Here is a 12,418-nt window from a genome sequence, read left to right on the forward strand (position 1 = left end):
CGGTTAAGCAATAACTAAATTTATATCATGATAAAGAAGGTAGCTGGGATGAGCTTATTCGTACGTGAACGATTTTTTTACAAAAGATTTTTGCTGCTGACGTTGATGATTGGACTGCAAAACATGATCACCCTTGGTGTTAATCTATCGGATAACCTGATGCTTGGGGGTTACAGTGAATCGTCATTGTCGGGTGTGTCCCTTGCCAACCAGATTCAGTTTATACTGCAAATGCTGGTTATGGGTGCGGGCGAAGGCATGGTTATTATGGCGTCACGCTACTGGGGTGCCAAAGATACGGGTTCAATAAAAAAGGTAATCAGTATCGGAATGCGCCTCGCGATTCTTTTAAGTGTGATTATGTTGGCAATCGTCTTTTTCTTTCCAGAGGGCTGCTTGTCTCTATTTACGAATGATCAGAGTGTCATTTCTGAAGGTATGGCTTATTTGAAAATCATTTGCTTTTCCTACGTGTTTTTTGCAATAACGAACGTTCTTCTTGCCTCCCTGAGGAGTGTGGAGACGGTCAAGGTCGGGTTGGTGGTATCCTTATCTACATTAGTAATTAATGTATGTTTGAATTATGTACTGATCTACGGGCATTTTGGATTTCCAAGTCTCGGAGTAAGCGGTTCTGCGATAGCCACGTTAATTGCGCGAATCATTGAATGTATCATTGTCTGCGTGTATATCAAGCGATTTGATACCAAAATTTTACTGAAGCTCAAGGACTTCTTTTATATCGACCCGTTTTTGTTCAAGCAATATATAAAAATCGGCTCGCCTATTGTACTTTCGAACGCGTTATGGGCGACAGCCATGGCTGTGCAAACCGCTATTTTGGGGCATATGGGAGGACCGGCTATAGCAGCCAACAGTATCGCCACGACCATTTTCCAGCTGGTATCGGTGTTGTTATTTGCTTCGGCCAGTGCTTCAGCCATACTGATCGGCACAACAATCGGCCAGGGTCAGCTCGATAAAGTCAAAGCCTACAGCAAAACCTTGCAAATCCTGTATGTTTTTATCGGTATAGGTACGGGCTTTCTCCTGTTTGTAACGAAGGACTATGTGATTAATTTATATGCAATTTCCTATGACGCCAAAGCCCTTGCCCTGCAATTTATGACGGTTTTGTCGATTACCGTGATTGGAACGGCCTATCAGATGCCAGTCTTAACGGGTATTGTAAGAAGCGGCGGGGATACCCGATTCGTGCTGTATAATGACTTTATTTTCATGTGGCTGGTTGTGCTGCCGGCTTCGGCACTCTGTGCTTTTGTATTTGACTTGTCTCCAGTGGTTACATTCATGTTCCTGAAGTGTGATCAGATTCTGAAATGCTTTGTTGCCATTGTCAAGGTTAACCGCTATAAATGGATTCGCGTTTTTGACCGTAAATGAGAGCACTTGGATAAAGGAAACGAACTACAGATGAGCACGAACAAAGATACCAAACCATGGATCGCTGTAGTCAATTAATGAACCGAACAACGAGCCATTTCAGCTTATGCCCGATAAGGGCATAAAGTTATGTGCACATATTCCATATTTTTGAATTAAAGTAACAATATATGAATACATTTATCTTGTTTGAAACATCACTCCCGTACTTTTCAGCGGGAAAGTTATATATGCATGTAAACATGTAGATATATGGAGGGTGGGCCATGAGAGATAAATATGAATTTATTCTTGCTTTGAAGCTGCTGGATTATGAAATCAAGCAATTAACTTTGTTTTCGGAGGAGTGCCGTGAATGCTTTGAGCTCTTGAGAACTAAGTTGGATGGCCTATGCCAGTTCATGAGCTTGAATAAAAACATCAAGCTATGGAGTGTATGGAGTCAACACATGGAGGTACAGGAGCAATCCGTTGCGCTGAGAGAAACCTCGATCAAGGCTTTATGCAATATGGAAAAGTATTTATCACGCCGTATTGGCAATCATGAGCTTAACATAAGTGATTATATCGAAAGACTATCCCAATCAGTGAAAGCAGAGCTCGAAAGTATGCAAATTAATCATCAATCAAAGGTGCTGTTTATTGGATCGGGTGCATTTCCGGTATCGGCGTTAACCATAGCACAGGAAACAGGGGCTGAGGTGATGTGTCTGGATATCGATATGGAAGCCGTGGAACTTGGCAGAAACACGGCGGCGATGTCCGGTCTGGAATCTAGAGTGGCGTTTACCCACAAGCGGCTGAATGAACTGGCTTTTAGCAAGGAGGCTACTCATGTCATTGTTGCTTCACTTGTCAAAAATAAGCTGGAGGTGCTGGATGAGCTGAAGCAAACCGTGCATAGCCGTGTCAAAATTATGTTGAGGTATGGAAATGGTCTAAAATCGCTGTTTAATTATCCGCTGGATGAAGACTTAAGCGGAGAATGGAGTCAAATCAGTCTGGATTCCAAGGAGCCTATTTATGACACAATGATTCTGGAGCGAACGATGCAAATGGAAGGAGTATGAGAATACAGTAGCGGGGCCCACAGCACTGCATACAGTGGTAAATATGTCCAAGGGCTGGTCCGGCCGATTGGGGCTGGCTATTCTTTTTTTGGAATATATTGAGAGATATGACGGGCTGGAGATCATTCATCAAGCATAGCTGTTTCATATTCGTTATGCTGTGATACTGATGGATCCCTTGTCCACTCTGCATAATAATAGTAAATATTACGATATATCCATGATGCCAGCTCAGCATGATTTCGCAGCAGGGCGGTCTCTGTTATAATAAAGTCTATGCATCTTTCGCTGCGGCGCGAAAATCTGACTGATGAGGTGGCCAATGAAAGCGTATTTGGATTTGTTACAGGATGTAATGGAGCATGGTGTACGTAAAGAGGATCGTACAGGAACAGGCACAATATCGGTATTCGGCAGACAGCTGAGGTTTGATTTGCAGCAGGGCTTTCCGTTAATAACTACGAAGAAGCTTCATATCAAATCGATTGTTCATGAGCTGCTGTGGTTTCTAAGTGGAAGCACAAATGTTACCTATTTACGTGAAAACGGTGTGAGGATATGGAACGAATGGGCGGATGAAGAGGGTAATCTGGGTCGAGTTTATGGTGCTCAGTGGCGCACTTGGCCAGCACTTGATGGACAAGCAATCGATCAGATCACGAACCTGATCCAGCAAATTCGCACGAATCCCGATTCCCGGCGGCATCTGGTAAGCGCATGGAATGTTGCTGAGATCGAGACAATGGCTTTGCCGCCCTGCCACTATGCATTTCAGTTTTATGTGGCTAACGGCAAGCTGTCCTGCATGTTTCAGATGAGATCGATCGACACGTTTTTGGGGCTTCCCTTTAATTTGGCCTCATACGCGCTGCTCACTCATATGATTGCACAGCAATGTGATCTGGATGTTGGAGACCTGATCTGGACGGGCGGCGATACTCATATTTATTTGAACCATTTGGAGCAGGTCGAGCTGCAGCTGACCCGGGAGCCGTTTCCGCTGCCAACACTTCACATAAAAAGAAAACCGGATTCGATCTTCGACTATACGTTTGAGGATTTTGAATTTAAAGGTTATGAGGCACATCCGGGGATCAAGGCTATAATCGCAGTTTAAGCGAACAATAATAACACATATCGGGACTGCCCTTAAGGTCACTAATGAACGAAGGGCAGTTCCCTTCATTTAACAACAACAATAGAACAAGGTGGTGGGATCTTAATGACCATATCCTATATTTTTGCTATGGATGAAGCAAGAGGCTTTGGCAAGGATAACCGGATGCCGTGGTATTTACCGGCGGATTTTGCTTATTTCAGAAGAATGACACTGGAGCATACGATCCTGATGGGCCGCAAAACGTTTGAATCAATCGGTAATAAGCCTTTGCCGAAGCGGCACAACGTTATTTTGACCAGGGATGAGAATTTTAACGCGGAGGGCTGTGACGTGGTCCATTCGGTCGAAGAGACATTGGAGCGCTTTGGACGCGGCGGCAGCTGGGAAGGCAAAGAGCTGTTTATCATCGGAGGCGTCGAGGTATTTAAGCTGTTCATGCCGCATGTGGACCGCATGTATATCACAGAGATTGCTCACCGATTTGAAGTTGATACCTACTTTCCGGAAGTCAATGAAGCCGAGTGGCGGGAAGTCGCCAGAGAAACCGGAGTCATAGATGAAAAAAATGTGTACGAGCACGACTATGTCGTCTATGAGCGTATCCAACCGGCGGGCGAACGGAGCTGATCATATGAAGAAGTTCTGGAGCAAGCAAGCTGCGGCAGCAGCAATGGCTATTCTCATGCTGGGATGGATGGTGCCGAATGGAGCTGCCGCCGCGAGCGGTTCGTTACCGCTTCATTCAACCGTTGTTCAGGCAAACGGTAAAAGCTTCACGATACAATGGACAACAATTGACCTGTTGGACCCGTATCTTCGCGTGATGCCTGTGACTGCAGCTGAAGGAATCGGGCATGTGGAAAGCTTCGCTGCTATGATCAATCGCAGCGATGCGGTAGCAGCGGTGAATGGAACCTTTTTTGATGCGTATGAGAAGGACGAAAGCTTAAGGCATCCGAACGGCTTGATGGTGGAGTCTGGCAGTTTTGTACGTTCAGGTAACAATGTATCGCTTGGCATCCGCACGGATAAGTCGGCGTTGATCCATCAACTGGAGACTGCCCTAGCATTCAAAGTGAAGCATAATAAAAGTGTATACACCGTATCACCGTGGGGAACTAACACCTATTATGGTGATGAGGACCGGGATCAGGTGGTCGCTTATACCCGTCATTTTGCTGAGCGCATTGATCGTACGGGTGGGATGAAGGTTATCATCGAAGGTGGACGGATCACAAGGATGACCGAACAAGCAGCAGACGTGCCTGAGCAAGGGTATGTGATCTACGTAGGGCATTCAACCAATAATGACAGCAATCTGCTGCCTCATCTCCATGAAGGGGACGAGGTAGAGATTGAAGCGCTCATCGTGGATGGAAACAGCGGAGTCACGGAAAATCTGACGCAATCGTGGGACACCGCAATGGGTGTGGGACCGAAGCTTGTGACGGACGGACAGGTGGATATCGATTATGCAAGGGATGGTTTCGATGATCCGAGAATTACAAGTACAGCCAATACCCGCAGCTTTGTCGGAGTAGATGATAATGGCAGCTTGATGATGGGGACACTCTCCGCAGCAACAGTTGCTGATATGGCGCAGGCACTTGTCCAGCTTGGTTTGAAAGAGGCCATGAACATGGATGGCGGTTCCAGCTCGGGCTTGTATGTGGAGGGGGCCATGAAGCGGACTCCTGGAAGGCTGCTGAGCAATGCTCTCATCGTGAAGCGCTTTGAGGATCCTCAGGTACAAGTGACTGTAAACGGAAGCTTCGTCCATGAATTCCGTGGCTTCATAAAGAAGGATGTAACGATGGTCCCATTTCGAGGCATTTTTGAACGGATTGGCGCGGACTTCCAATGGAATGAGCAAGAACGGGCATTGACGTCCAAGCGTGGCTCCATCGAGCTCATCCTGCGCCCGGATGTGCCTGTAGCGACAGTTAATGGAAAGTCTGTCCAGCTTGATCAGGCGCCGACTATTGTGGATGGGCATATTTATATCCCTCTGCGTTTTGTAGGTGAAACGCTGGGAGCGAAGGTCGGCTGGGATCAGGAGCTGTATCGGGCAGCCTTGGATCTGAAGTAAGTAGGAAATCAGGCGGTGTTTGGAAAAGCTGAGGAATGAATGCAGTGATTTTGGCGCATCTTATGGGAGAAGTAACCACTGAGAGGATGTGCCCATAATGACTGAAGTCAATCAGCATCAGATGCCCTTACGGCATGTAATCGACAACGCGGAGAAGGCAATTCAGGTTGCCAAGGATGCGGAAATGGCGGTGCGCCACGCACAGATTGATTCCAACCCGCAGAAGCTAGCCAGCTCTATTGATCAGTTGGAGACAGCTATGCGTACTGTGCAGCAGGCGCAAAGCCAGATCAGTATGCAGGAAATTGAGCCCAACCGGCAGGTGCTTGAGCAGGTTCAGGACCAGCTGACCCAGGCTCAACAAAGTCTTGACGTCGTCATTGGCAACTCAGAGCAGCCTAAGCAGGTTCGTTGATCCAAATAGACAAAGGGGGGATTGAGGCTGCCACCTAACCATGAGGGCAACTGTTGATCCCTGCTGCCACATCCCATTATTCAACAGCCCGAGAACGCCAAAACCATGGTGTTTTCGGGCTGTTTGACAATCTTTGTCGCCGACGAAATTATATGTTAACATTATGTCTACTTGCTGCATACGTATGGAAGATGTTTTATGCCTAACGGGACCCGGTCACATTGGGTTTACCGAGAATTGTATTGAAGAGGTGAAGCTGTGATAATCATAAAAAGCAAGCAGGAAATAGCTCAAATGAGAGAAGCCGGAATCATCCTAGCGCGTTGTCATCAGGAGATAGCCAAACGAATCAAGCCGGGAGTTACATCATGGGAAATCGATCAATTTGTTGAAAAGTTTCTTCAGGAAAATGGTGCCACACCTGAGCAAAAAGGTTATCACGGGTACGAATACGCTACCTGTGCATCTGTGAATGATGTCATCTGCCACGGATTTCCCAAAAAAGAGCCGCTCCATGATGGTGATATTGTGACCATCGATATGGTTGTTAATCTCAATGGTTGGCTGGCGGATTCGGCTTGGAGCTATAAAGTAGGAAACGTATCTGAAACAGCAGATAAGCTGCTAAGAGTAACCAAGGAATGCTTGATGCGCGGTATTGAGCAAGCGAAGATCGGCAACCGTATGGGTGATGTTGGATATGCCATTCAATCCTATGCGGAAGCCCAGGGCTTCTCGGTCGTGAGGGATTTTGTCGGCCACGGGATCGGGCAATCCATGCATGAAGAGCCACAGGTTCCCCATTATGGACATAGGGGCAAAGGGGTTCGGTTTACGGAGGGTATGGTCATTACGATTGAACCGATGATCAATGAATTTGCCTACCAATCGAAGACTGATGCCGACGGATGGACAGCGAGAACATATGATGGCGGGCTATCTGCTCAATACGAGCATACGATTGCAATCACGAGTGAAGGCCCCGTTATTTTAACACAACTTTAAATCGAAGTGGTCCAGCCCTGCGTCTAAAATAGACCGGGGCTATTTTTTTGTGATAAGCTGGAAGTACAAAATACGACAGGATGGAGTGGAAAATGAAACGAGAGTCGTGGCTTCATATATTGGCAGTCTCTTTTCAATTAGGGTTAACCTCGTTCGGAGGCCCAGCAGCGCACCTTGGTTATTTTCATGAAAAATATGTGAAACGCAAGCAGTGGATTGATGAAGCAAGTTATGCGGATCTCGTCGCTTTGTGTCAATTTCTTCCGGGCCCGGCGAGCAGTAAGGTTGGCATCGGGATCGGCTTCATCCGAGGCGGAGTTATTGGAGCTATTATGGCCTGGATCGGGTTTACACTGCCCTCTGCAGTGGCGCTCGCCTTCTTTGCTTATTTGTCTCAGGGCTGGGATGTGTCGAACACAGGCTGGCTCCATGGACTTAAGCTGGCTGCTGTAGCCATCGTGGCGCAGGCTGTATGGGGAATGGGCAAAAATCTGGCACCTGATCGCGGAAGAGCAACAATAGCGATAGTTACAGTCGCAATATCTCTTCTCTTACCCTCTACGTACACACAGCTGACTCTCATTATAGCGGCAGGTGTTCTTGGTCTGATGATCTACAAGCAAAGCGGCAAGGCAATGGAAAAACCTGTGCAGGCTTTATCCCCAGCGTATCGCAGGCTTGCTGTCTGCTCGCTGATCGTATTCGTAACTTTGTTATTCGTGCTACCTATGCTTCGGAGCTTTATTCCGAGCATCTGGCTGGCAATGATCGATAGCTTCTACCGTACAGGAGCACTTGTCTTCGGTGGCGGCCATGTGGTGCTGCCCCTGCTGGAGCAGGAAATTATGCCGATGGGCTGGTTGAGCAAGGAGCAGCTTTTGGCGGGTTATGGGGCATCGCAAGCAGTTCCGGGACCCTTGTTTACGTTCGCCTCTTACTTGGGTTATATGATCCATGGCTGGCTTGGCGCTGTAGTCGCGACGGTGGCGATTTTCCTTCCCGCATTTTTGCTGGTGCTGGGGGCATTGCCTTTTTGGAACCAACTGCGCAGCCAGCCCCAAACCCGTGGTGCGCTTACTGCCATTAATGCAGCTGTTGTTGGTATTTTGTTGGCTGCGCTCTATGATCCGGTGTGGGTAACTGCGGTGCGGACGACTGGTGACTTTGTGCTGGTGCTTGCTTTATTCGGGGCTCTACTGTTCTGGAAGCTGCCTTCGTGGTGCATGGTATTCCTGTCGATAGGCGGCGGGATGCTGCTTGCGGCTCTGCAATAGGTGGTGAGGCCAGGAATGAGCGTGCCATCGGCTCCCTTTCCCAAAAGTCCTTCTCAGCTAATTTAAATTAACAAATTGATGTTGCATTGCAACCTTTTTCATTATTTAAGGGTATATAAGTTTAAGGGTATATACGATGATATCCGGTATTACGATTGGAACGGAGCTTGCATATGAAAAAAAAAATATGGATAATAACGAGTCTTTGTGTAATTTTACTTGCAGGTGTTACGGGCCTATATACATACTCTATTTACAGTAAAGCGGAGGAAGCCATAAATAAAATTAGCGATCCCACATCTGTGACTGTACCAGTTAAGGAATCAGCCAAGGTTAAGCCGCTTACACTGCTGCTGATGGGGATTGATTACCGCCCTGAAACCGGCAGCCTGAATTCGGATGTTATTATGGTAGTCACATTAAATCCGGACAAAAAGTCCGCAACCCTGGTATCGCTTCCGCGTGATTTGCAGCTGGATCCGAAGGGGCTGGAAGCCCGTAAAGCCAACTATTACTATCCTCATTTTATGCTCAAGGATAAAGAGACGGCGTTTGCGAATACAAAGCAGATCTTCAGTGATTTACTGGGGATACCCATTGATTATGCAGTAACGGTAGATTTTGATGGCTTCCGTAAGGTAGTCGATTTGATGGGCGGATTGACGATTGATATCGATATGGATATGCGTTATGTGGATGATGAGGATGGAACAGATATTAATTTAAAAAAGGGGACGGCTTTGCTGGATGGCAAAAAGGTACTCGACTTTGTCAGATACCGCAAGTCCAACCGCAATACAGAGGAATCAAGCGATTTGGAGCGGAATCAGCGTCAGCAGCAGGTGTTGAACGAGCTCCTCAGCTCACTGAAAAGTGTGGATGGCGTCACGAAGCTGGGGACAATCATCGGTACACTGGGTGATCACATTCGTACGGATGTGCCAGCCTCGCAGCTGCGTGATTTCCTGCGTACTTATTATGACATCTCACCTGAAAATGTGCAGTACATGCCGTTGGACGGGGAGTGGATTAGTCCTTATATTGTAGTGTCTGATGAAGAGCTCAATAAGGCACGGAATGCACTGAAAATGCAGCTCAATGGCGGCGGATTGACGGATACGGGTATGAATTCGGATTATGACATGAATCCTAAGGCAAGTCCTGGAAATATCAGCAATGAAACCAATTCAGGAAGCATAGGGAAGCCTCTGGAAAGTTCCAATGAAACACGAACCGGCACACAGGGAGCAGGAACAAGTACAGGAACAAGTACAAATCCAGGCAAGAATGGCAGTGCCGGGACTGGCACAAGTCCGCAAACCAGTAAGCCATCGACCGGTACGACTGTAAGTCCAAAACCTCCAGTGGCTAATGACCAAGATACCGTTAGTAAATCTACTTATGATAAACGGACGGGTGAATAAACATAAAGAAGGTCGGGTAAAGAAGAATAAGGATTTTAGGTTAGTACATTCCACAAGATAACACCTAAAACAATCATGATAAGACCGAATACGACTAAACCTTTACCTATACTGCTTTTATCGGGATCATCATCCAGCGCGTAAATTCCCCCAACAATTAAACCAACGATCGGGATAATAAATGTAGCTATGAACAATAAGATAACTGCGCTGCTATTATCTGATGATGGTGATTGGTAAGTGTGACGACGATAGGGATAATCCTGCGCTGGTGATGGAACGGTCATATGACCACAATATTTACAATGAAAAGAATCCTCATCAAGCTTTTCTGAACAATTAGAGCAGATCTTACTTTTTTTCGCCTTGGATATGATTTCGTTATTTGGAATTCCATAAACCTTGGAGTTGAGTAGGTGATGACTGCAACTGCTGCATACCGTTGCAGATTCCGAGTTATCTTCATTACAGTTCGAGCAAACTTTATATGCCATCTTATCTGTCCTTTCATATCTGATAAAATCATGAATATTATAGCATGATATGGATACTTAGGGACGATTTGTTAAAATTCAATTCCTTATCGATCATGTTAAGGCATAACCAATCGGTGGGAATAAGTTTTATTCTCGATCCAGCTTCTGCAGCAGTGTAGAAGGTGGGAAAAAGGTCGAGTGTAAATAATAAGACCGTCAGCCTGTTTAGGCTGGCGGTCTTATTACTGCTTTTAGTCCGTATTGTCAGTATCCAGCTTTTGCAGCTCGGGAATGAACCTGAAGAATACATCTCGCCCATCTATATGGGCATAGAAGGTTAACTTCCCATGGTTCCAAAAACGTGTATGAACTTGGCTTGGCTTGGCACCTTGAATTTTTTCTGACAGTATCGTTCTTTCATGAGTTTGCAGATTATATACCAAGGTATCTGTATGGTAATCGCTGTCCCTGTTTATAATGTCGATAGCCATATACTTTTGATCGGGGTCAACAATTACATTTTCAGATATTACATTTTGGATTGTATCTATACGAATAAACTGTCTCGTGCTCATATTAAAGCTCATAACCTGTGTACGCCAATCGTGATTGTTTTTCTGTTTTAAAGTGAACCAAACCGTCTGGGAGGACTCATTATAGACTATGTTGTTGAATGAGTCATGAATCCATTGATCATCGATGGGGATATCATTCATAGTAAACAGCGATTGTTTACTTCCATTAACGGTGAGCGACACAGACCCGATTGCCCCACTCACTTCAATACTTTTCTGTTCGTCCATCGCAGCAATTTTGAAACCTCTGGGTCCATCCGTTAGTGTATAATGCGTTTTTATGATTTGATAATAAGGCTCGGCGGTATAGGACAAATAAGTTTCTGCATCCACAAAAGGTTGTCCTTGTTCCTGTCCGCTGCCTGTAATCCTGTATCCAACCTGACGCGGATTCGTTCCTTTTAAATAACCGGGATCATAGTTGAAAAAACTGTGGGCATAGTTTTCATCCCGATAAATAAGAGCCTGTATGGACTTGGCAACAACTTCTTCTGGAGTTGCTTGGTTTTGGGTAAGATCGAATCGCATTAACTTTTTCCAAATGGTATTGGTATGAAACACTTTATATACAAACAAACTTTGCGAATTTTGGCTCCAAGTCGGCTGCTCGAAGGTATTAAGAGCTTGTTGTTTTCCTTCGACGATTTGACCGGTTTGTTGATCCCATGCTTCAGAAAGATGATTTTCGGTCACCTGTTTCTTCGTACTAAAATTCGCATCTGCAATCCATACATCCTCCATTACGGGATCTCCTTGCGATTTTACATAAGCCACATAAGCTCCATCCTGCGATACGCTTGGATACTTACCGCTATCCAGCACCTTTTCCTCATTATTTGTAAGATCTTTACTTACAATTTGATTATTTTTTTCTAGAAACAGTGTATGGTGACCAGCGACGTATGAGGGGCTAGTGCCTTCTCCAAGATTTCGAGACGTTCCCTTTTTTAAATCGAGTTCCCAGATTTCTTTGAGACCGCTATTTGCAATGCTTTTATTTACAAATGCGATACGCTTGCCGTCAGGCGACCATGCAGGGGTTTCTACATGACTTATTGACGTTTCTCCCTGCAGCAGTTGTTTGCTTGTGTGTGTTGTTAGATCGTACACATAAACATGGCCCTCCACTGTATACACCAATTGTTGATTATCAGGGGATACACGGACAAAATTGATATTTCCATCAATGAGCTTAATAAATTGTCCATTTCCATAAGCGTATAGCCCTTTTCCAAGTAGAGGGAAATAAAGTACACCGTTGCTTTCTGCCATTCCCGCGCTATTCTCTTCTCCTAGCTGTTCAATTAAGGAAAACTGATCTGAAATATGAAGTGAAGCAGCCTCTGTTCTCGGGACCGCTTTTTCCGGCAAAAAAACAGTGCTGAGCAGCGCCATACACAACAAGGCAGCCACGGCGCCTGTCCAAGTCCATATCCGGGAATAAGATTTTTTCCTTCGCTTGTATACAAAAGATTGCCTGAGCTCTTGTTTCAGCTCCTGATTAACGGGCAGACTCATCTTGACCTCTTCCATCATTTCATCGAACTGTGACCGTGGTTGCTGCAT

11 protein-coding genes are annotated in these 12,418 nt (G+C 45.7%); 9 read left to right on the forward strand and 2 right to left on the reverse strand.

Translation table 11 applies throughout. The annotated features are described in order from the left end of the window. Positions 1–48: 48 nt before the first annotated feature. The 9 genes from BM210_RS18865 to BM210_RS18905 all read left to right on the forward strand — a co-directional run bounded on the left by BM210_RS18865 (position 49) and on the right by BM210_RS18905 (position 9,801). Positions 49–1,404, forward strand: coding sequence for an MATE family efflux transporter (locus BM210_RS18865; protein ID WP_091171341.1), 1,356 nt, complete (start codon positions 49–51; stop codon positions 1,402–1,404). Positions 1,405–1,670: 266 nt separating this feature from the next. Next, positions 1,671–2,474, forward strand: coding sequence for a nicotianamine synthase family protein (locus tag BM210_RS18870; protein WP_091171342.1), 804 nt, complete (start codon positions 1,671–1,673; stop codon positions 2,472–2,474). Between the two features lie 322 nt (positions 2,475–2,796). Further along, entirely contained in the window at positions 2,797–3,591 is a 795-nt protein-coding gene (gene thyA, locus BM210_RS18875; RefSeq protein WP_091171345.1) for a thymidylate synthase, read from the forward strand. Between the two features lie 105 nt (positions 3,592–3,696). Beyond that, complete coding sequence (locus BM210_RS18880; RefSeq protein WP_091171347.1) at positions 3,697–4,221, forward strand: dihydrofolate reductase; 525 nt, start codon at positions 3,697–3,699, stop codon at positions 4,219–4,221. Positions 4,222–4,225: 4 nt separating this feature from the next. Further along, on the forward strand, positions 4,226–5,683 hold the full coding sequence (locus BM210_RS18885; RefSeq protein ID WP_218184945.1) for a stalk domain-containing protein: 1,458 nt from the start codon (positions 4,226–4,228) through the stop codon (positions 5,681–5,683). 97 nt (positions 5,684–5,780) lie between these two features. Further along, on the forward strand, positions 5,781–6,098 hold the full coding sequence (locus BM210_RS18890; protein WP_091171351.1) for a hypothetical protein: 318 nt from the start codon (positions 5,781–5,783) through the stop codon (positions 6,096–6,098). Between the two features lie 258 nt (positions 6,099–6,356). After that, positions 6,357–7,103, forward strand: a complete 747-nt coding sequence (gene map / locus BM210_RS18895; protein ID WP_091171353.1) for a type I methionyl aminopeptidase — start codon at positions 6,357–6,359, stop codon at positions 7,101–7,103. Positions 7,104–7,195: 92 nt separating this feature from the next. Next, complete coding sequence (chrA, locus tag BM210_RS18900; RefSeq protein WP_256223806.1) at positions 7,196–8,377, forward strand: chromate efflux transporter; 1,182 nt, start codon at positions 7,196–7,198, stop codon at positions 8,375–8,377. A gap of 173 nt (positions 8,378–8,550) precedes the next feature. Beyond that, entirely contained in the window at positions 8,551–9,801 is a 1,251-nt protein-coding gene (locus BM210_RS18905) for an LCP family protein (protein WP_091171357.1), read from the forward strand. A 35-nt stretch (positions 9,802–9,836) separates the two neighbouring features. Here the strand turns inward: BM210_RS18905 and BM210_RS18910 are convergent, their stop codons facing one another. Further along, complete coding sequence (locus tag BM210_RS18910; RefSeq protein ID WP_091171359.1) at positions 9,837–10,295, reverse strand: double zinc ribbon domain-containing protein; 459 nt, start codon at positions 10,293–10,295, stop codon at positions 9,837–9,839. Between the two features lie 233 nt (positions 10,296–10,528). Further along, entirely contained in the window at positions 10,529–12,418 is a 1,890-nt protein-coding gene (locus BM210_RS18915; protein ID WP_091171362.1) for a TolB-like translocation protein, read from the reverse strand.

Source organism: Paenibacillus sp. 1_12 (genome assembly GCF_900114475.1).
Lineage (GTDB): Bacteria > Bacillota > Bacilli > Paenibacillales > NBRC-103111 > Paenibacillus_S.